This window comes from Afipia felis ATCC 53690 (genome assembly GCF_000314735.2).
Lineage (GTDB): Bacteria > Pseudomonadota > Alphaproteobacteria > Rhizobiales > Xanthobacteraceae > Afipia > Afipia felis.
In genome coordinates, this window is record NZ_KB375270.1 from 3540001 (window position 1) to 3559369 (window position 19369).

Sequence of the window (19369 nt, forward strand, 5' to 3'; positions counted from 1 at the left end):
GCCCTAAAAAACCTTTGGTCGTAGAAGGATCGCGCTGCGCGCCGCCACGTTGTCCTCCAAATTGAAAGAGCGGAGGACGCCATGGCTGAACTGACGATATCGGCACCCCAGGTCGAATTCCTCATCGTCAAGGCGCGGGAATTCGACGTCAAGGAAGGGGCGACCGATCCGGACGAAGGCTCCAATGGTGCCGATGATCGCATGATCGATGTGCTGACGGATCAGGGCGACGATCCCGTGGTGTCGGAAATCGCGGGCTTTGTGACGGCGCTCAGTGACGACGAACAGGTCGATCTTGTCGCCTTGCTTCGGCTCGGCCGAGGCGATGCGGCCTCCGGCGAATGGAGCGACCTGCGTGCCGAGGTGGCGCGGAATTACGACCGCAGATCCACGATTCGCTACCTGCTGGGGCAACCGATGCTGGCTGATTTCCTCGCAGAAGGTCTTGAGGAACTCGGTTTGTCCGATAGCAGAGGTGAGCGGATGACGCCGGTATCGTAGCTCGCGAAATCTGCCATTTGGCGTCGTAAAAACGTAAAAAACACGGTGCCAGCCCTTTCCAAAGGGCCAAGCGGTTGATACATAGCACTTGTCACGGGCCTTTGGCCCGGTCCCCTTTCTAAGGAGTTGGCGGGCGAGACGATCGGCGCTTCAGGTGCCGGCGCGTGTCCCTGATGCTCTCCTGAAACGATTGACGCGGGGTGGAGCAGCCCGGTAGCTCGTCAGGCTCATAACCTGAAGGTCCTAGGTTCAAATCCTAGCCCCGCAACCAATCATTCCTGCAATCGCAGGTGGTTCAGAACCCCGATGTCCGACAAGGCATCGGGGTTTTCTGTTTGTGCATCAGCGCCGAAGCTTGAGCGCCATGCCGATCCAGCCGAATCCCGCGAATAAAAGATCGATACCGAGAAACAGGCCGAGCACGAACAGGCTGGAGACGGGCCACTTGGCCAGAATGATCGCGCCGAGAAGCACGGTGATCGCGCCGGAGAGGCAGATCCAGAAGCGCGGCGCGGTGTCTGGTAATCGAAACGCTAGAAAGACGCGCACCAGCCCCGAGGCAATGAGGGCGATGCCGATTAGGAGCGTAAAGGCGCCCGCCGCGAGCAGCGGATTCATCCACACGAATATGCCGGCCACGGCGTAAAGAGCGCCCAGCAGGATCCACATGAAGAAGCTGCCCCACGTCTTCATCTGGAAAGCGCTGATGATTTCGAAGATTCCCGACACGAACATCACGGCGCCGATGATGGCCACCGAGACGAAGGTACTGAAAAGTTCATTGCCGAGAGCGATGACGCCGGCAACGATGTACACGATACCGAGTGCAAGAACCCATCCCCATTTCGCGCGAAGAGAATGCAGGGCGCTGCCAAGACTGTGATGGGATTCGTCTGAAATGCTCATGATCTGTCTCCCGGGTGACACGCGGTCATGTTAGCGGCTGCATGCGAAGGGACAATATCTGATGTGTTTCTGCGAGATGTTGTGAAGCATCGGCCGTGACGCATGAGGGTTGTTGCTTTGTTGGGCACGATGCGCTGCGACATTCTGAAAAGAATAATCTTCCCGAAAGATCGCAATACGACCAAGAGGTGGGCTTCATGCGGCACCGGGGCGCATCATCCTTACGGATAAGCAGTGCAGTGCAGCGATTATATTCATGTTGATGAAATATCGCTGAAATGGGCCATTTACGCTGCTTTCTTGGAATGCATGCAGATACACGCGTATCCTTAACGCTCGCAGATTATCGACCGTTCGACCAAAGTGACATTGACAGAATTGGGATGAAAGGAATTCAAAGGAACCGGCATAAATACAAACGAGAGCTGCGGAATTTCATCTGCTTTCGCCAGCTCATCATAAGCCACAACAATAATCTGGGAGGTTACTGATGACGAAGGTGAATGGAATTCTCTATTCTGGATTGTCGCGCCGCGCGCTGCTGCAGGGCAGTGCGGGCTTGATCGGCGGTGCTGCGCTGTCGGGTGGACTGTCGATGCCCGTCTTCGCGCAGGATCATCCGGCGATCGGCACTTATCCGGCGGGCTCGTCCGGCAGCACGATTACGTTCGGCGCCGCAGTGCCGCGCACAGGCACCTACGCCGTGCAGGGTGAAGACGAACTCAAGGGCTGGGAGCTCGCGGTCGAGCACATCAATCAGGGTCACGAACTCGTCAAGAAAATCTCGCCGAAGACCAGCAAGGGCATCCTCGGCAAGGAAGTGAAACTCGTCGTCGCCGACAGCGGCGCTAAGCCGAACATCGCGGTGCAGGCGGAGCAGCGCTTCATCACCGAGAACAAGGTTGTGCTGATGACCGGCTCGACCTCGTCGGCGGTTGCGGTTGCGCTGAACAAGCTCGCCCAGCGCGAAAAGGTGATGTACGTCGCCGGCATTTCCGGCTCCAACGACACCACCGGCAAGGATTGCGTCCGCTACGGTTTCCGCCAGAACTTCTTCGGCCAGACCGCTGCCGCGGCGATCGGTCCGCAGCTCGTGAAGGTGTTCGGCAAGAACAAGAAGGCGGCGTACATGACGCCGGACTACACCTACGGCCACACTGTCACCAAGTCGATGCAGGACTACCTCGCGACGGCAGGCTGGACTACGGTCACCAACCAGGTGTCGCCGCTCGGTGCGCCTGACTACTCGTCCTATCTCTTGAACGTCGCTAACTCCGGCGCTGACGTACTGATCAACGTCAACTGGGGTCACGACGCGGTTCTCTCCACCCAGCAGGCCAAGCAGTTCGGCATCTTCGACAAGATGAAGCTCGCCGTGCCGTACCAGATTCCGTTCCTGGCTCCCGAAGTCGGTGGCAATCTGCTCGCGGGCGTCTATGCGGCGACCGACTACTGGTGGACGATCGAAGACAAGTATCCGCTCGCCAAGCTGTTCAACGAAGCCTTCAACAAGAAGTATGGCTACCAACCCGAGTGGGGCGCGGAGAACGCCTACATCAGCTTCGTGCATTGGGCCCGCATGGCCGAAGAAGCCAAGAGCTTCTATCCGCCGGACATCATCAAGACCTACGAGAAGGAAGAGAAGATTCCTTCGCTGGTCGGTGAGGTCTACTACCGCAAGGAAGATCACCAGTGCATTCGTCCGGTCATCATCGTGCGCGGCAAGAAGTCCGCGGACATGAAGAACAAGGAAGACTACTGGGATGTTGTCGAGATCGTCCCCGGTGAAGGGCTGATGCAGAAGCCGGACGCGTTCGGCTGTAACCTCGGCGATTACACCTGATCGCCTAAGTCTCGTTGAACGCCGGCACCTGATGCGACTTCGTGTCAGGTGCTGGCTTTAACGGTCTCGGTTCATAAACCCAACAGGCGCTGATGCCGGGTCGCAGGACGAAAGCTCAGCGGTTGTAAAAAAGAAATTTTTCGCGGGCTGGAAACAAGTGATCAATTGGGCAAATTTCGTTTCACAGTTGTTCAACGGGCTCGTGCTCGGTGCGCTGCTGGCGCTGATCTCATCGGGTCTGACGATCATCTACGGTACCCTCGGCGTTCTGAACCTCGCGCACGGCGCGATGTTCATGCTGGGCGGCTATGCCGGATACGTGGCCTTTACCTATACGGGATCCTTCATCATCGCGGTTCTGGCTGGTTCGCTGTTCGTCATGCTTGCCGGCGTGGTGATGGAAAGGGTCATCATCCGATATTTTTACGGACGCCCCGACGAGGACCAGTTGCTGGTGACGTTCGGTATCGGCATCTGCATCGTTGAAATCGTGCGCTTCTTCTTCGGCAGCCTGTCGCTGACGGTGCCTGCGCCGAAGATTTTCAGCGGCATCACCTCGCTCGGCTTCATGTATTACCCGACCTATCGTCTGGCCCTCGTGGGCATTGTGACGGTCGCGCTGCTGGCGCTGTACCTCGTGCTCTACCGCACGCGCCTTGGCATGATCGTCCGCGCCGGCATCGAGGACTCGATGATGGTGTCGACGCTCGGTATCAACGTCTTCCGCGTTTTCATGATCGTGTTCGGCATCGGCGCGATGGCGGCCGGTTTCGCGGGCATCATCAACGCTCCCGTGGTTTCGCTGACCCCCGACATGGGCGAAGCGATCCTGGTGCAGACCTTCGTCGTCATCGTGATCGGTGGTGTCGGCTCGTTCCCGGGCGCCATTCTCGGCGGCCTGATCGCGGGCGAGATCATCAGCATCACTTCAATGATCAATCCAGGCTACGCCTACGTCATGCTGTTCGCGGCAATGACGCTCGTGCTGGTGCTGCGACCGCACGGGCTGTTTGGCTCGCAAAGCCGGGCATAGGAACGGTTTACTCATGATCAAGCAACGCCCCTTTCTGATCGAGACGCTGACGGCCGTCGGCCTGCTCATCGCTCCTTTCATTTTGCCGCATCTCGGATTCGCGCCGAACACCGTCAACCGCATTCTGGTGTGGGGCCTGTTCGGAATCGGCTTCGATATCCTGTTCGGGTTCACCGGTCTTCTGTCGTTCGGCCAGTCGGCGCTTTACGGCACCGGCGGCTTTGTCGCGGCCTATCTTCTGACCATCGCCGGTTTCCCCCATGTGATAACGGCCCTGTTCATCGGCATGGTCGCCGCTGCCGCGGTTGGCTACCTTGTCGGCCTGATCGCGCTGCGCAGCACCGGCATCTACTTCGCCATGATCACGGTGGCGATCGCGGAGGTGTTCTTCTTCGTCGAGTTCAATCCGCTGTCGGACTGGACCGGCGGCGAGAACGGCCTGCCGGGCGTGCCGAGCCCCAGCCTCGATCTCGGCTTCATCCATATGCATTTCACCACCGGCTGGTCGCTGTATGGCTTCCTGGCGTTCTGGTTCTTCATCGGCATCGTGTTGGGCTTGCGGATCGTGCGTTCGCCGGTTGGTGCGGTGCTGCGGGCGATTCGCGACAATCCGTTGCGTGCGGCTGCGGTCGGTCACAACGTCCACGGCTACAAGCTCACGGCTTTCGTCGTTGCGGCGGCCTACGCCGGCTTCGCGGGTGGTCTGTTGGGTGTCATGCAGGCGTTCATGCCGCCGGATGCCTTCATGTTCGACACCTCGGCGCAGCTCGTGATGATGACGGCGATCGGCGGCACCGGCACGTTGTTCGGCCCATTGCTCGGCGCGACGGTGTGGCTGTTCCTGCAGGACTTCCTGCAGGCGGCGCTCGGTCTTGGCGCGGCATGGAAGCTGGTGCTGGGCGTCATCTTCGTGTTGCTGGTCTGCTTCCTCCGTCGCGGCCTCATCGGTGGCATCCAGGATCTCTACGAACTGATCTTTGTCCGTCGCTCGGTTTCCGAGCCGAAAGAGGATGCGCCTGTTCCCGGCGTGACCGCTGAACAGGAGCAGCAGATCGCCGAAGCCGAAATCGCGCGCGAACCGGCTCCGACGCCGATGCCCCCGCGTCAGCGTGAGCTCGACGGTTACACGGGCCCGATCCTGCAGGCGTCTGGCCTGACCAAGCGCTATGGCGGCCTTGTCGCCAACAGCGACATCAACTTTACGGTGAACCATGGCGAGCTGCGTGGCATCATCGGTCCCAACGGCGCCGGCAAGTCGACCTTCTTCAAGATGCTGACCTGCGAGGTCGTGCCGACCTCCGGAAAAATCGTGTTTGAAGGAGAGGACATCACCGGCAAGACCGTGACGGATGTCTGCCAGCTCGGTCTGACCAAGAGCTATCAGGTCAACCAGTTGTTCACCCGGCTCACGGTCCGCGAAAACGTGATTATCGCCGTGCTGGCCGAACTGCGCGGCAAGTTCCGGCTCGATCTGTTCCGCCGGATAGGTAATGTGCAGGGACTGAACGAGCAGGTCGACCGCACGCTCGCGATGGTGAACCTCACCGACCGCGCGGATATACCGGTGTCCGAACTGGCCTATGGTGAGAAGCGGCGTCTCGAGATCGGCCTCGCGCTGGCGAACTCGCCGAGCCTGCTGCTGCTCGATGAGCCGCTCGCCGGCATGAGCCCGCGTGAGCGCGTGGAAACGGTCAAGCTGCTGAAGTCGATCGCGAAGGGTCGCACCATGATCGTGATCGATCACGATATGGATGCATTGTTCGAATTGGCCGAGAAGATCACGGTGTTGCAGGAGGGTCGTGTGCTGGTCGAAGGCACGCCGGACGAGATCAAGAACAATCCGAAAGTTCAGGAAGCCTATCTCGGGGGAGTTCTCGAATGAGCCTGCTCGAGGTCAAAGATCTGAATTCGTACTACGGCGACTCGCACATCCTGTTCGATGTCTCGTTGAATGTGCAGCGCAATGAGGTCGTGGCACTGCTCGGGCGCAACGGTGCGGGCAAGAGCACGACGCTGAAAAGCCTAATGGGTGTGGTGACGCCGCGCTCCGGGAGCATCATGTTCAATGGTCAGGACTTGGCGGGCAAGAAAAGCCACATCATCGCCCAGGCCGGCATGCAGCTCGTGCACGAGGACCGCCGTATTTTTGGCAGTCTCAATGTCGAGGAGAATATCATCCTCGCCGGCATCACGGCGCCGAAGCGCTGGCCGCTCGACCGCATCTACGAGATGTTCCCGCGCCTCAAGGAGCGTCGTGGCAATCGCGGAACCGACCTGTCGGGCGGCGAGCAGCAGATGCTGGCGATTGCGCGCGCGCTGGTGCGCGATCCGGAAATCATCCTGCTCGACGAGCCGTTCGAAGGTCTCGCGCCGGTGATTGTGCGCGATCTTGTCAATGCCTGCCGCGATCTTGCGGCCGCCGGTCAAACCATCGTGCTGGTGGAGCAGAACCTTGCCGCCACGCTGGCGCTCGCGCAGCGCGTTTACATCATCAACAACGGCCACATCGTTCACGAGGGGCCGGCGCTGGAAATCAAGAAGCAGCCGGAAGTGCTGCAGCGTTATCTCGGCGTTTAAGCCGGGCTTTCGAACAAAAAGCGGGCCAGTTTAGCTGGCCCGCTTTTTTTATTTGTCCCGCGCCAAGAGGGGGCGCGTTATGCCTTCAGCGCCGCGATCAGTTTGGCCGCGTGGTCTTCCAGCACTTTGGGATCTTCCTTGTGCGTTTGCGGTGGCAGCAGCGGCACGCCTTCCTTAACGGGCATGACATGCATATGCAGGTGGAGCACGACCTGACCGCTCGCGGGCTCGCTGAACTGCTGGATGATGATGCCGTCAGCAGCGAAGGCCCTCATCGCGGCGCGCGCGATGGTGCGGGTGGTGCGGGCGACCTCCATGAAATCTTCTTCGCGAATGTCCAGCAGGTTGCGCGCGCCGGCCTTCGGGATCACGAGGCTATGGCCGATGGAGCGCGGCATGATGTCCATGAAGGCGAAGGTGCGGTCGTTCTCGAACACTTTCAGGCAGGGCAGTTCGCCGCGCAGGATTTTCGCGAAGATGTTTTGATCGTCGTAAGTCGCCATCTGAAGATCCCCGAATGTTGAAGAAGCTTAGTGCGGAATTTCGAATCCCTCATGCTGCCAGACCGCGCGGTTCTCCGGCGCGCCGAGAAAGCGGATCAATTCGGCGGATGGCCCCGGGACCTTGCTCGTCGAGGCGATCGCGCCACCATAAACCAGCGTGAGTTGCAGCGGGTCGGGCAGGGGGCCGAGCAAGGCCACGCCATTGACATGGACGACTTCGCTCGCCGGATAGATTCCGATCGCAGCGCGGCCGTCGGCCACCATGTTGACGCCGCCTTCCAGCGCGGGGCGATAGGTTACCTTGCGCTCGACGATATCGGAAATGCCGAGTTGCGACATCATGCTGGCGAGATGCGCGCCGCTGGGCGTCGACGCAGGCGTCGAATAGACCACGGAGGGGGCATCTACCAGCGCGCGACGAAAAGCATCGACGCTCGAGATGTCCGGGCGGCGCGCGCCCTCCTTGACGATTGCGACAAGTTTAAGAATTCCGTAGGCGGCACGGTCCTCCGGTAGAATTTTCCGCATCGTTTCGAGGTTGTCCAGAACCGAGGTCGGCATCAGGAGAACGTCCGCGTTCTCTCCGGCCAGAATTCTTTGCCGCAATGCGGAAACCAGAACGTGCTGCATTGTCACGCGATGGCCGGTGGCCTTCTCGAATTGCGGGACGAGAGTCAGCAGCACGTCTTTCGGCGCACCGCCACTCATGAGAAGAATTTCCGCAGCATTTGCAACCAGCGGCAACTGGAGAATGCAAATGGCGAGCGCGAGCAGGACGCGTTTCATGAGCGCTTTGTCATCCCCCGAGGCTTCGCCGACATGGCGAAAAGAAGCCGCCGGAACAAGGCTATCGCATGATTTGCGCGCGGCGTCATGTCCCGCAGGCCGGGCATCCCTGCAGCTGAAGGTTCTATGTTCCGGGTATGAAACCTTCTATAGTCCGCGCCGTTAAGTTTCGTACTCTCTCAAGATCGCGGATGTATCCTATGACCTTTACCCTTCCGGACCTGCCGTATGCTCACGACGCTCTCCAGCCTTATATGTCCAAGGAGACACTTGAGTATCATCACGACAAGCATCATCAGGCCTACGTCACCAACGGCAACAACCTGCTCAAGGGCACCGAATTCGAGGGCAAGTCGCTCGAGGACATCGTCAAGGGCTCGTTCGGCAAGAACGCTGGCTTGTTCAACAATGCCGCGCAACATTACAACCACACTCTTTTCTGGAAATGGATGAAGCCCAATGGCGGCGGCTCGAAGCTGCCGGGCAAGCTTGCCAAGAAGATCGACGAGGATCTCGGCGGCTTCGAAAAGTTCAAGACCGACTTCGCGGCGGCTGGTGCCGGCCAGTTCGGCTCGGGTTGGGCCTGGCTTTCGATGAAGAACGGAAAGCTCGAAGTCACCAAGACGCCGAACGGTGAAAACCCGCTGGTTCACGGCGGCATTCCGCTTCTCGGCGTCGACGTCTGGGAGCACTCCTACTACATCGATTATCGCAATCGTCGCCCCGACTATCTCAAGGCGTTCGTCGAAAATCTGGTGAACTGGGAATACGTCGAGGAATTGTTCTCGAAGGCCTCGTAACGGTTGCGGCCGGTTTCAAATTCAATATGCAAAAGGGGCGGCCATGTGCCGCCCCTTAATTTTGTATCGTGATTTTGCGTCGTGGCGACCATGCCTCGAGACTGGAAGCCGCCGACTGAAATGGACATGAGGTTCGGATGAATTACCTGCTGGTTTTCATTGGCGGCGGGCTCGGCGCATCGTTGCGCCATGGCGTCAATCAGCTCTGCGCCCGGTTGTTCGGCACGGGTTTTCCCTACGGCACCTTCATCATCAATGTCACTGGTTCGCTGGTGATGGGTTTGATCGCGGGCTATCTCGCGTTCAAGGGGCAGGCGGCGCAGCCCTGGCGCCTTTTCATCATGGTCGGCATCCTCGGCGGATATACTACGTTTTCCTCGTTCTCGCTCGATGCGGTGACGCTGTACGAGCGCGGCGCCGGGCTGGCGGCGTTGTCCTACGTTGTGGGCTCCGTGGCGCTTGGTCTCGCGGGCCTCGTGGCGGGCTTGGCCATCGTGCGCCATTTCTCCTGAGCCAGCTGGCCTCTGCACTTGCTATTTGAAGATATGTTATAATATAACATTTTTGGGCTGGCCAGCGAGGCCGCCGGATAGAGGCAAATTTCCATGGCCAAGGGTTCACCCCAGCCCCATGCATGCGGCCATGACCATGCCGAAGCGCATCTGAGAGCGCCTCAGCCGGGCGCAGGGCACCATCACGCGCCTTCCATGCCCCATCCGGCGCAGGCGACGCCCTGGTCGCTCCTGCGGATGGGTCTGGCCGCCCGGCTTGGCGGATCGCTTCTGATCGCGGCGGCGCTCTGGATCTTCACTCTCGCCACTCTGAGGCCGTTGTGAGCGCCCAAATCATCTTTCGTGATCTGACGCTGGGCTACGAGCGCCATCCTGCCGTCCACCATCTCAATGGCACGGTTGAAGAGGGAGCACTGCTGGCGGTGGTCGGGCCGAACGGAGCGGGAAAATCAACGCTGTTTCGCGGCATCGCTGGCCTCATCAAACCGTTGTCCGGTATTGTCGACCTCGCGGGGCTCGATCACCGTGACATCGCTTACCTGCCCCAAAGCGCTGACATCGACCGCGATTTTCCGATTTCGGTATTCGACTTCGTTGGTCTCGGCCTGTGGCGGCGGAAGGGGCCGTTCGGCGGGTTCAAAACGGCTGACCGCAAGTCTATCGAGGCGGCGATCACGACCATCGGCCTGAGCGGTTTTGAGCGCAGGCCGATCGGCACGCTGTCGGGCGGGCAGATGCAGCGGATGCTGTTCGCGCGCGTCATCCTGCAGAACGCAAGGCTGATCCTGCTCGATGAGCCGTTCAACGCGATAGATGCCGGCACCGCCGCCGATCTCATGGCGCTGGTGCGCGAATGGCACAGCGAACAGCGCACCGTGCTGGCGGCGCTTCATGACTTCGGAGAGGTCCGTGCGAATTTTCCCGAAACACTGCTGCTCGCGCGCACGCCGGTGGCGTGGGGCGTGACGCGGGACGTGCTGACGGCTGAACATCTCGCCCGCGCGCGGCAGATGTGTGAGGCCTTCGACGACGCGGCGACGCCTTGCGCGGACACTGATACACAGCAGGCCGCATGATGACGCTCAGTCATTTCCTCACGCCCTTCACTGACGACGTTATGCGCCGCGCGCTGGCCGCGATCGTCGTGTTGTCATTCGGCAGTGCGCCGATCGGTGTATTTCTGATGCTGCGGCGGATGAGCCTGATGGGCGATGCGATGTCGCACGCGATCTTGCCTGGCGTGGCGGTTGCGTTTCTGCTGTCGGGTATGAACCGCATCATGATGACGATCGGCGGGCTGATCGCCGGTCTGGTCGTAGCCCTGCTTTCGGGATTGATGACGCGCGTGACGGAGATGAAAGAGGACGCCTCGCTGGCGGTGTTCTATCTGGTCTCGCTCGCGCTCGGCGTCATCCTTGTTGCCTCGCATGGGTCGAGCCACGAACTCGTCGAAATTCTGTTCGGCGACGTCCAGCAGATCGATGCCGGGGCGCTCTATCTCATCGCGTTCAATACGACGTTGACGCTCTGTGCGCTCGCCGTCATCTATCGCCCGCTCGTGATGGAATGCGTCGATCCGCTGTTCATGCGCGTCGCCGGGCGCGCGGGTGCGCTGGCGCATCTCGTCTTTCTGGCTTTCGTCGTGGTCAATCTTGTTAGCGCCTATAATGCGCTGGGTACGCTGCTTGCGGTCGGCATGATGATCCTGCCCGCAGGGACGGGGCGATTCTGGTCGCGCGATATCTCTCGCATCATTCTTGCCGCCGTCATCAGCGCCATCATCTCGGGCTACCTTGGACTTGTTCTGGCCGCCGCCGCCGATGTGCCTGCGGGACCGTCAGTCGTGCTGGCCGCCGGCGCGATCTACTTTCTGTCGATGTTTGTCGGGCCTGCAGGAGGGCTCCTGCGCCGCTTCGCGCCGGGGCCGCATCTGGAGGCCTGAATCGTACCGAAATTTGTGCCGATCCCACTTACATTGAAGGGGGCTGGCACAATATAAAGGCTCTCACCGATGCGCTGACAGGTCAGGAATTCCGGCCCTTAGGCGCATATTTGCGTGCCCGGAGTTTCCATGTCTGACGCTGCTTCCAAGATTCCCGTGACCGTCCTCACCGGCTACCTCGGCGCCGGCAAGACCACACTGCTCAATCGCATCCTGTCGGAGAACCACGGCCAGAAATACGCCGTGATCGTCAACGAATTCGGCGAGATCGGCATCGACAATGATCTGATAGTCGGCGCCGATGAAGAAGTGTTCGAGATGAACAACGGCTGCGTGTGCTGCACGGTGCGCGGCGACCTCGTGCGCATCATCGACGGATTGATGAAGCGCAAGGGCAAGTTCGACGCCATCATTCTGGAAACGACGGGTCTCGCCGATCCTGCGCCGGTGGCGCAGACCTTCTTCGTCGATGAAGAAGTGAGTCAGAAGACCGCGCTCGACGCCGTGGTGACGGTGGCGGACGCGAAGTGGCTCAGCGAGCGTCTCAAGGATGCGCCGGAAGCTAAGAATCAAATCGCCTTTGCCGACGTCATCGTGCTCAACAAGATCGATCTGGTGAACAAGGATGAACTCGCCGAAGTCGAGGGACGCATCCGTGCGATCAATCCTTACGCCACGTTGCACAAGACCCAGCGTTGCGCGGTGAAGCTGACGGATGTACTCGGCCGCGGCGCCTTCGATCTCGATCGCATTCTGGAACTTGAGCCAGCCTTCCTCGAGGAAGACGACCATCACCATCATCACGACCATGAACACGGCCCGGATTGTGGCTGCGGCGAGCACGGTCACGATCATGGACATCATGATCATCATCACGACCACGGGCATGACCATCATCATGGTCATGGTATGAAGCACTATCACGACGAGGAGATGCAGTCGTTGTCGCTTCGCTCCGACAAGCCGCTCGATCCGACGAAGTTCATGCCGTGGCTGCAGGAGCTTGTTGCCGAGGATGGCGCGAAGATTCTGCGTTCCAAGGGCATTCTCGCTTTCAAGGACGACGATGATCGCTACGTGTTCCAGGGCGTGCACATGATGCTTGAGGGCGACCATCAGCGGAAATGGAAGCCGGACGAGAAGCGCGAAAGCCGCGTCGTCTTCATCGGCCGCGAATTGCCCGAGCAGCGGATCCGCGAAGGCTTCGCCAAGACGATCGCGTGACGGCGGCTGCATGATGTCGAGTTTCGAGCCCTTCGATGCGTCCGGCCCGGCGGTCGCGTCCGTTACCAATCGCATTCTCAAGGTGGAGCTGAAAGCGCCTGCGAATGCGGTGCATTTCATCGGCGATCTTGCAGCGTTCGTGAACGACGAGGAGACCGTGGTTCTCGTCGATGGCCATGGCGAGGGGATGCCGCTTGGCGTGCATGGCGCGGGCATCCTGTGCTCGGTCTCTGACGGCAAGCGTCTCGTCACCGGCGGCGACGACGGCAAGGTCATGGCGGTGAATGCCAAGGGTGAGGTCGAGACGCTTGCCAAGGACGAACGCCATCGCTGGATCGACAACGTCGCCCTTCATGCCGATGGCACTGTCGCGTGGTCGGCGGGCAAGACTGCGTTCGTGAAAACCAAAAACGAAGATAAGCTATTCGATGCGCCTTCGACCGTTGGCGGTCTAGCGTTCGCGCCGAAGGGCTTGCGTCTGGCGATTGCTCATTACAATGGCGTGACGCTGTGGTTTCCAAACATGGCGGCCACTCCGGAAGTGCTGGAATGGAAAGGCTCGCACCTCGCCGTCGCCTTCAGCGCGGACAACCGCTTTCTTGTCACCGCGATGCATGAGCCGGCGCTGCATGGCTGGCGGTTGGCCGATGCCAAGCACATGCGCATGACCGGCTATCCCGGCCGCGTGCGCTCGATGTCGTGGAGCGTGGGCGGGAAATTCCTTGCCACGTCCGGCGCGGACACCGTGATCCTGTGGCCGTTCGGCAGCAAGGACGGCCCGATGGGCAAGGAGCCGGCGATGCTGGCGCCGCTGCAGGCGAAGGTGACCGCAGTGGCCTGTCATCCCAAGCATGACATTCTCGTTGCCGGCTATAGCGACGGCACCATCCTGATGGTGCGCCTTCGGGACGGCGCGGAGATTCTGGTTCGCAGTAACGGTGCCGGACAGGTCGCGGCACTGGCATGGAATGCCAAAGGCACGCTGCTTGCCTTCGCGACCGAAGACGGCGACGCTGGACTGATGCCACTCTAGCCGGGTATGAGGCTGTCATGCGCTTCATGACGACCTTTCATCTTCTTGATTTCTTCGACACGCTTGTCAGTCTGATGACAGCCTTTGTATTCGGGGCGTTGATCGGGGCCGAGCGCCAATATCGGCTGCGCACCGCAGGCCTGCGCACCAATGTGCTGGTCGCCGTTGGCGCGGCGGCTTTCGTCGATCTGGCGATGGCCATCTCCGACGCGGATGGTGCGACGCGCGTCATTGCCTATGTCGTCTCGGGCATCGGCTTTCTCGGCGCCGGCGTCATCATGAAAGAGGGCATGAACGTGCGCGGCCTCAACACAGCTGCCACGCTGTGGAGTTCGGCCGCCGTCGGCTGCTGTGCGGGCGCCGACATGATTGCGCAGGCCGGAGCGCTCACCGTATTTGTATTGGCGGGCAACACATTATTGCGGCCGCTGGTGAACGCGATCAACCGTACGCCGCTGGATGAAAGTTCGGCCGAGGCGATGTATCAGGTGGTTCTCACGGCCGATGCCGGTGCGCTCGGTGAATTGCGGGATGCTCTCACCGAGGCCCTTGAGAAGGCGCATTATCCGGTTGCGGAGATCGAGGTCATCGAGCGTGCTGACGACGTGGTCGAGATTGTCGCGACGCTGGTCGCCAACACGGTCGCGGCCAAGGAGCTCGATGCCGTCACTGGTGAACTGGAACGCCTGTCCGGTGTCCGTCACGTGACATGGGACGCCAGCACCTCCAACGATTGAAGATGCTGCACCGTTAACGGCTATTGCGGCGGATTTTCACGTCACGTATTGCATCCGTCGCTCGGGAACTTGGCTGTACATCAGGTCGTTATCCTCTCGCGTGAGAAGGAAACGGTCATGAATTCGCAGAAGAGAAGCGCATTCCGGTTCGATCTTGTTCTCGCCGCCGTCATGGTGGTGCTGGGGCTGACGATCGCCGGATTGTCGTGGTCGCAATTGTCTACGCGCAAACAGGTTGCGCAGGCGACGGCGCCCAATTCGGAAACGCCATCTGTGCCTGCGGGTAAAACCGATGGCCCGGCAGAATCGAAGCCGGGAGGCACGCGTCCAACCACTCCGCCACCTGAGCCCGCCCGCCCCGATGAGCAGCAGCAGAAGGCCGGCAAAACGCCTGCACTTCCGCCCGCACCCGCCGAAAAAATGGGTGAGCCGGTGAGAAAATAGCAATCGAATAAAAAAGAGCCGGCTTAAAGCCGGCTCTTTTCCTTTTGTCGGAATCGAGATCAGCGAACCAGAACATTCCGGAACTGCCACGGATCGCTGGTGTCGATGTCTTCCGGGAAAAGACCCGGCCGATCCGTGAGCGGCGTCCAGTCGGTGTAGTAACCTTTCACCGGCCCGAGATATGGCATCTGGATTTCCAGCAGGCGATCGTAATCCATCTCGTCGGTCTCGACGATGCCTTCGTTCGGGTTTTCCAGTGCCCACACCATGCCCGCGACCAGCGCCGACGTGACCTGCAGGCCGGTGGCGTTCTGATACGGCGCGAGTCTTCTCGTCTCCTCGATGGAGAGCTGCGAACCGTACCAGTAGGCATTGTTGTCGTGGCCGTAGAGCAGCACGCCGAGTTCGTCGATGCCGTCGACGATCTCGTTCTCATCTAGGATGTGATGTTTCTCCTGCGCCCTGGCGGCGCGGCCGAACATCTCGTGCAGCGAGAGAACCGCGTCATCTGCTGGGTGATAGGCATAGTGGCAGGTCGGCCGATAGATTGCCTTGCCCGATGCGTCGAACGCCGTGAAATAGTCGGAGATAGAGATCGACTCGTTGTGTGTGACGAGAAAACCGTATTGCGCGCCGCGGGTGGGGCACCAGGTGCGCACGCGCGTATCGGCGCCGGGCTGCATCAGATAGATCGCCGCGCCGCATCCGGCTGCGTGGGTGTGTGCGTTTTCGGGCATCCACTTTTCGTGGGTACCCCAGCCGAGTTCGGACGGTTGCACGCCTTCCGACAGGAAGCCTTCTACCGACCAGGTGTTGACGAAGACGTCCGGTTCTTTCGGCTTCTTCGAGCGTTGGGTGTCGCGTTCGGCAATGTGGATGCCCTTGATGCCGGCCTGGCGCATCAGATCCGCCCATTCGGCCCGGCTCTTCGGCTTCGGAGCATTGAGCTTGAGGTCACTGGCCACATTCATCAGAGCCTGCTTGACGAAGAACGAGACCATGCCAGGGTTGGCGCCACAGCACGAGACGGCCGTCGTAGAGCCCGCGGGACGAGCCTTCTTGAAAGCCAGCGTGTTCTCGCGCAGGGCGTAGTTGGAGCGCGCTTCCGGGCCCTTCGACGCATCGAAATAGAAGCCGAGCCAAGGCTCATTGACCGTGTCGATGTAAAGCGCGCCGATCTCGTTGCAGAGTTCCATGATGTCGGCGGAGCCGGTGTCGACCGAGACATTGACGCAGAAGCCTTGTCCGCTGCCTTCTGTCAGCAGCGGGGTCAGCAGCTCACGATAATTGTCTTTGGTCAGGCCCTGTTGGATGAAGCGCACATTGTGCTTCTCGCAATGTGCCTTGCGGCCTTCATCCTTGGGATCGATCACCGTGATGCGCGACTTGTCGTAATCGAAATGCCGTTCGATCATCGGCAGCAATCCCTTGCCGATCGATCCGAAGCCGACCATGACGATGGGACCTGTGATGCGTGCATGCACGGACGAAGCATTGGACGACATCATGAATCTCCAGATTGTCGAGGGGGGGGATAAATGGGCCTGCAAAAGCGGCCAATGGAGGCCTCTGAAAACGACAAAATGCCGATGAAATCAAGTCCGAAAGGGCCTTTGTGGCGCCTTGTCACGTCTCCGCGGCGCGCGCGTCACGAAAGCTTCATATCACGTGCTCCGGCGCGAGCGTGCAGTTGCTCTGCTCGGAGATTTCGATCTGGATTGTGGAGTGACCGATCTGGAATCGCTCGTGCAGCAGCCGACAAGTTTCGATCAGGAAATCATCGCCGGGATGTCCGGCGGGCGTGACGAGATGCGCGGTGAGCGCGGTTTCCGTCGTGCTCATCGGCCAGATGTGCAGATCGTGTATCGAAGACACGCCGGGGCGGCTTGCGAGCAGCGCGCGCACGGCCACAGGATCGATGGATGTCGGCACCGCGGCGAGTGACATCGCGGTGCTTTCGCGTAGCAAACCCCAAGTGCCCCAGACGATCACGCCCACGACGATGAGGCTGGTGAACGGATCGACCCATAGCCAGCCGGTCAACAGGATGAGAAGTCCGGCGACGACGACGCCTGCCGAGATCGCGGCGTCCGCGATCATGTGCAGATAGGCGCCGCGAATGTTGATGTCGCCTTTCTGTCCAGACGCGAACAGCCATGCGGTTGCACCATTGACGAGAATGCCGATGGCCGCCACGACCATGACGGTGACGCTCTTGACGGGCTCCGGTTCGAGCAGGCGCTGCACTGCTTCGAGCAGGATCGCGCCGGACGCGATCAGGAGCAGCATTGCGTTGGCGAGTGCCGCCAGAATCGATGTGTTGCGCAGCCCGTAGGTGTAGCGTGCGGTGGGCGCGCGCTTCGACAGCACGGCGGCGATCCATGCGGTGGCGAGCCCAAGTACGTCGGAAAGATTGTGTCCGGCATCAGCGAGCAGTGCAGTCGAATTCGCCAGATAACCATAGAGTGCTTCGACTCCCACGAAGACCGTGTTGAGCGTGATGCCAATGAGGAACGCGCGGCCGAAATCGACGGGGGCATGATGATGGCCATGATGTGCATGGCCGTCGTGCGCATGATCGTGACCGTGCGAGTGGTCCGCATGGTCGTGGTGGTGACCATGATGATGATCATGAGAATGGCTGTGGCTCATTCTCTCTGTTTATCACGTCCGGCAGCGTGGGCGACAAACATATCGCCCACGCTATTTTATAACGTCACAAAGAATGCGGATGCGCGCGGTTATCCGTGATGCGCGACCTTGACGATGGTCAGCGAACGCCAGCCTCCTGCGGGAGTCTGGAATTCGATGGATTTCCCGACCGACATCCCGATCAGCGCCGCGCCGATCGGCGTCAGCACCGAAATCTTGTTAGCTCCGACATCGGCGTCTTCCGGATAGACCAGCGTCACAGTGCGTGACTGCCCGCCGATATCGTCACGGAACGTGACCTCAGACTGCATCGCGACGATGTCGCGCATCGACTGGTCGGCAGAGCGAATCTCGGCGCGTTCAATTTCGCGCGCGAGGAACTCCGCCGTCTCGGGATATCGGTCCGCTGCAACCTCGGCGAGATGGCGCAGCCGATCAGCATCGCGCGCGCTGAGGGCGATGGTGGGGAGCCTTGTCTGCAAATCGCTGTGCATGTCGTTCACCATGGGTTGGTTGCGAGGCGCTCAAAGCCCGCAGGAGGCAACGGAAACATGCTCGCGACAGGTCGCGAGCATTTAAGTCTGATTTCAGGTTGATATGGGAGAGATGTTGACGGGAACCCGGACGGCGCGGACGTGCGTCCGTCCGGGTCACTTTCCTGCTTGAAAGTGACCTGCGCGAAGCAACAGACGGTTGGGGCGCACGTTCAACATCATAATAAGCTTAAGCTAGGGTGGCCTGCCGGTAAGTCAACAGGCGGCATGCGACATCTTGGCACGTATGGCCTCAGGCCGTGCGGCGCCTGGCGGTGACTTCAATCTCGACCTTCATCTCCGGCTTGTAGAGGGCGGACACCGCAAGGATCGTGGCGGCAGGACGGATATCACCGAGTGTCTCGCCGCACACCTTGAATACCGCATCGAAGTCGTTCGCGTCGGTGACGTAGTAGGTTGCGCGAACGAGGTCAGCCATTTCGAAGCCGCCGTCCTTCAGCGCACTGGCGATGACCTTGAAGCAGTTGCGCGTCTGTTCGGCCACGTCTTCGGGCAGGACCTTCGTGACTGGATCGTAGCCGGTGGTGCCGGCGACGAAACAGAAGTCGCCGTCAACCACGGCGCGGCTATAACCGGCGACCTTTTCGAAGGGAGAGCCGGACGAAATCAGACGGCGAGACATGATCGACCTCATTGTTGAATGAGACAGGGCAATGCCCCGTCCGTCGGCTTTAATCAAGCGGCTACGGCTGCAATCGCGCGGGTTTTGGTCGTGCGGGAGCGTCGTGCCTTGGCTCCGGTGGCGACGATCATGCCCCATGCGTCGTCGAGTGCGCCCTCGTGCAGTTCCACGGCTAGCAGCCGCTCGCGCTCGAACGGACCGGGCAGCGCCAAGTCGCCGGTCTTCTCGGCCGAGAAGCCGAAGCGCTCGTAATAAGCGGGATCGCCGCGCAGGATCACGGCGTTATGGCCGCTCGCTTTCGCGGCCGCCAGCGCATGCTCCATCAGTGCGGCGCCGACGCCGAGCGAGCGGCAGGAAGCATCCACGGCCAGCGGGCCGAGAACCAGCGCCGGGACGCCTCCGGCGCTGACGTGCCAGAGCCGCACGGTGCCGACCAGTTTGCCCCGATGCACGGCGGAGAAGGCGAGGCCTTCCGCGGGCGCGCGCCCATCGCGCAGGCGCTGGCAGGTGCGCGTATGGCGGTCTTCGCCAAAACAGGCATCCAGCAAAATCTCGCGCGCGGCGACGTCCGAGGTGCGTTCCGCACGGATCGCGAACGGAGCTACACCGGAAAACAGGGCGGCGGTGGTCTTTCGAACAGCAGCAGTCATGGCACGTCAGTCCCCACGCCAATGGACCTGCGGCCCATCGCGTGTTGTCA

22 protein-coding genes and 1 tRNA gene are annotated in these 19369 nt (G+C 60.5%); 15 read left to right on the plus strand and 8 right to left on the minus strand.

The features are described 5' to 3' along the window. Positions 1-81: 81 nt before the first annotated feature. Together HMPREF9697_RS16910 and HMPREF9697_RS16915 are read left to right on the plus strand one after the other, a co-directional pair. Positions 82-501: a DUF3775 domain-containing protein gene (locus tag HMPREF9697_RS16910; protein WP_002718459.1), complete on the plus strand. Its 420-nt coding sequence runs from the start codon at positions 82-84 to the stop codon at positions 499-501. A gap of 194 nt (positions 502-695) precedes the next feature. Continuing rightward, positions 696-772: transfer RNA gene (locus HMPREF9697_RS16915), tRNA-Met, on the plus strand. 71 nt (positions 773-843) lie between these two features. Here the strand turns inward: HMPREF9697_RS16915 and HMPREF9697_RS16920 are convergent. Further along, on the minus strand, positions 844-1407 hold the full coding sequence (locus tag HMPREF9697_RS16920) for an HdeD family acid-resistance protein (RefSeq protein WP_002718460.1): 564 nt from the start codon (positions 1405-1407) through the stop codon (positions 844-846). Positions 1408-1897: 490 nt separating this feature from the next. On the opposite strand from HMPREF9697_RS16920, the gene HMPREF9697_RS16925 reads away from it, so the two are divergent. From HMPREF9697_RS16925 to HMPREF9697_RS16940, 4 genes are all read left to right on the plus strand, one after another. Beyond that, positions 1898-3250, plus strand: a complete 1353-nt coding sequence (locus tag HMPREF9697_RS16925) for a substrate-binding protein (protein ID WP_002718461.1) — start codon at positions 1898-1900, stop codon at positions 3248-3250. Between the two features lie 157 nt (positions 3251-3407). Continuing rightward, on the plus strand, positions 3408-4283 hold the full coding sequence (locus HMPREF9697_RS16930) for a branched-chain amino acid ABC transporter permease (RefSeq protein WP_002718462.1): 876 nt from the start codon (positions 3408-3410) through the stop codon (positions 4281-4283). 13 nt (positions 4284-4296) lie between these two features. Further along, complete coding sequence (locus HMPREF9697_RS16935; RefSeq protein WP_002718463.1) at positions 4297-6165, plus strand: branched-chain amino acid ABC transporter ATP-binding protein/permease; 1869 nt, start codon at positions 4297-4299, stop codon at positions 6163-6165. Continuing rightward, positions 6162-6860 carry an ABC transporter ATP-binding protein gene (locus HMPREF9697_RS16940; RefSeq protein ID WP_002718464.1) on the plus strand — a complete coding sequence of 233 codons (699 nt, stop codon included), beginning with the start codon at positions 6162-6164 and terminating at the stop codon, positions 6858-6860. Before HMPREF9697_RS16935 ends, HMPREF9697_RS16940 begins: the two co-directional genes overlap by 4 nt. A 77-nt stretch (positions 6861-6937) precedes the next feature. Here the strand turns inward: HMPREF9697_RS16940 and HMPREF9697_RS16945 are convergent, their stop codons facing one another. Continuing rightward, entirely contained in the window at positions 6938-7363 is a 426-nt protein-coding gene (locus HMPREF9697_RS16945; RefSeq protein WP_002718465.1) for an HIT domain-containing protein, read from the minus strand. Positions 7364-7390: 27 nt separating this feature from the next. Further along, positions 7391-8149: a molybdate ABC transporter substrate-binding protein gene (locus tag HMPREF9697_RS16950; protein WP_002718466.1), complete on the minus strand. Its 759-nt coding sequence runs from the start codon at positions 8147-8149 to the stop codon at positions 7391-7393. A 200-nt stretch (positions 8150-8349) separates the two neighbouring features. Here HMPREF9697_RS16950 and HMPREF9697_RS16955 point away from each other — a divergent pair, with 200 nt between their 5' ends. The 9 genes from HMPREF9697_RS16955 (at position 8350) to HMPREF9697_RS16995 (ending at position 14841) form a co-directional block, all read left to right on the plus strand. Further along, a complete protein-coding gene (locus HMPREF9697_RS16955; protein ID WP_002718467.1) occupies positions 8350-8949 on the plus strand; it encodes a superoxide dismutase in 600 nt (199 codons plus the stop codon). Positions 8950-9086: 137 nt separating this feature from the next. Then, positions 9087-9461, plus strand: a complete 375-nt coding sequence (gene crcB, locus HMPREF9697_RS16960) for a fluoride efflux transporter CrcB (RefSeq protein ID WP_002718468.1) — start codon at positions 9087-9089, stop codon at positions 9459-9461. A 93-nt stretch (positions 9462-9554) separates the two neighbouring features. Further along, positions 9555-9785 carry a hypothetical protein gene (locus tag HMPREF9697_RS16965; protein WP_002718469.1) on the plus strand — a complete coding sequence of 77 codons (231 nt, stop codon included), beginning with the start codon at positions 9555-9557 and terminating at the stop codon, positions 9783-9785. Next, entirely contained in the window at positions 9782-10537 is a 756-nt protein-coding gene (locus HMPREF9697_RS16970; RefSeq protein WP_002718470.1) for a metal ABC transporter ATP-binding protein, read from the plus strand. Before HMPREF9697_RS16965 ends, HMPREF9697_RS16970 begins: the two co-directional genes overlap by 4 nt. Next, positions 10537-11403: a metal ABC transporter permease gene (locus HMPREF9697_RS16975; RefSeq protein ID WP_040308328.1), complete on the plus strand. Its 867-nt coding sequence runs from the start codon at positions 10537-10539 to the stop codon at positions 11401-11403. The genes HMPREF9697_RS16970 and HMPREF9697_RS16975 overlap by 1 nt, the downstream gene beginning before the upstream one ends. 129 nt (positions 11404-11532) lie before the next feature. Continuing rightward, positions 11533-12627, plus strand: a complete 1095-nt coding sequence (locus HMPREF9697_RS16980; protein ID WP_002718472.1) for a CobW family GTP-binding protein — start codon at positions 11533-11535, stop codon at positions 12625-12627. Between the two features lie 10 nt (positions 12628-12637). Continuing rightward, the gene (locus HMPREF9697_RS16985; protein ID WP_002718473.1) at positions 12638-13660 is read left to right on the plus strand and encodes a WD40 repeat domain-containing protein; all 1023 of its coding nucleotides are present in this window, start codon (positions 12638-12640) and stop codon (positions 13658-13660) included. A gap of 17 nt (positions 13661-13677) precedes the next feature. After that, positions 13678-14397 carry an MgtC/SapB family protein gene (locus tag HMPREF9697_RS16990; protein WP_002718474.1) on the plus strand — a complete coding sequence of 240 codons (720 nt, stop codon included), beginning with the start codon at positions 13678-13680 and terminating at the stop codon, positions 14395-14397. Positions 14398-14514: 117 nt separating this feature from the next. Next, positions 14515-14841, plus strand: coding sequence for a hypothetical protein (locus tag HMPREF9697_RS16995; protein ID WP_002718475.1), 327 nt, complete (start codon positions 14515-14517; stop codon positions 14839-14841). A 59-nt stretch (positions 14842-14900) separates the two neighbouring features. On the opposite strand, the gene HMPREF9697_RS17000 is transcribed toward HMPREF9697_RS16995, so the two are convergent. The 5 genes from HMPREF9697_RS17000 to HMPREF9697_RS17020 all read right to left on the minus strand — a co-directional run bounded on the left by HMPREF9697_RS17000 (position 14901) and on the right by HMPREF9697_RS17020 (position 19319). Next, positions 14901-16346 (minus strand): homospermidine synthase, encoded by a 1446-nt coding sequence (locus tag HMPREF9697_RS17000; RefSeq protein WP_002718476.1) that lies wholly within the window; start codon positions 16344-16346, stop codon positions 14901-14903. 154 nt (positions 16347-16500) lie between these two features. Continuing rightward, positions 16501-17493 (minus strand): cation diffusion facilitator family transporter, encoded by a 993-nt coding sequence (locus HMPREF9697_RS17005; protein WP_002718477.1) that lies wholly within the window; start codon positions 17491-17493, stop codon positions 16501-16503. An 89-nt stretch (positions 17494-17582) separates the two neighbouring features. Next, the gene (gene rnk, locus HMPREF9697_RS17010; protein ID WP_040308330.1) at positions 17583-17987 is read right to left on the minus strand and encodes a nucleoside diphosphate kinase regulator; all 405 of its coding nucleotides are present in this window, start codon (positions 17985-17987) and stop codon (positions 17583-17585) included. 292 nt (positions 17988-18279) lie between these two features. After that, positions 18280-18669, minus strand: coding sequence for a RidA family protein (locus tag HMPREF9697_RS17015; RefSeq protein WP_002718479.1), 390 nt, complete (start codon positions 18667-18669; stop codon positions 18280-18282). Between the two features lie 53 nt (positions 18670-18722). Then, on the minus strand, positions 18723-19319 hold the full coding sequence (locus tag HMPREF9697_RS17020) for a GNAT family N-acetyltransferase (RefSeq protein ID WP_002718480.1): 597 nt from the start codon (positions 19317-19319) through the stop codon (positions 18723-18725). Between the last annotated feature and the right edge of the window lie 50 nt (positions 19320-19369).